The organism is Shigella sp. SIG6, from assembly GCF_053555815.1.
In genome coordinates this window covers 1-539 of sequence record NZ_JBQZXC010000311.1, presented here as the reverse complement: position 1 = coordinate 539, position 539 = coordinate 1, and the positions used below count along the sequence as shown (strand labels likewise).

Annotated in this window: 2 protein-coding genes; both read left to right on the top strand. The window is 47.5% G+C overall.

From position 1 onward, the window contains the following. Nucleotides 1–2 precede the first annotated feature (2 nt). A complete protein-coding gene (locus ACUU1M_RS20550) occupies nucleotides 3–125 on the top strand; it encodes a Hok/Gef family protein (RefSeq protein WP_071998624.1) in 123 nt (40 codons plus the stop codon). 217 nt (nucleotides 126–342) lie between these two features. Beyond that, nucleotides 343–539: protein Rem (gene rem / locus ACUU1M_RS20545; RefSeq protein ID WP_449144792.1), on the top strand; the 197-nt coding region annotated here is incomplete at its 3' end.

Sequence of the window (539 nt, the reverse complement as noted above, 5' to 3'; positions counted from 1 at the left end):
TGATCGTCATCTGTTTAACCGTCATAGTGACGGCACTGGTAACGAGGAAAGACCTCTGCGAGGTACGAATCCGAACCGGCCAGACGGAGGTCGCTGTCTTCACAGCTTACGAACCTGAGGAGTAAGAGACCCGGCGAGTGAGAAATCCCTCGCCACCTCTGATGTGGCAGGCATCCTCAACGCACCCGCACTTAACCCGCTTCGGCGGGTTTTTGTTTTTATTTTCAACGCATTTGAAGTTCTGGATGGTGCCGGAATAGAATCAAAAATACTTAAGTAGCGCGCAGGGATAAAAGGGATGGACCCCGAACAGGGGAGTGCTACTTATCTGGAAGGATTCTGATGATGAACATCGAAGAACTGCGTAAAATTTTTTGTGAAGATGGCCTCTATGCTGTGTGCGTTGAAAATGGAAATATTGTTAGTCATTACCGCATTGTGTGTTTGCAAAAAAATGGGGCTGCGTTAATTAATTTTGTGGATGCCCGAGTGACGGACGGATTTATCTTGCGCGACGGTGAGTTTGTCACTTCATTACT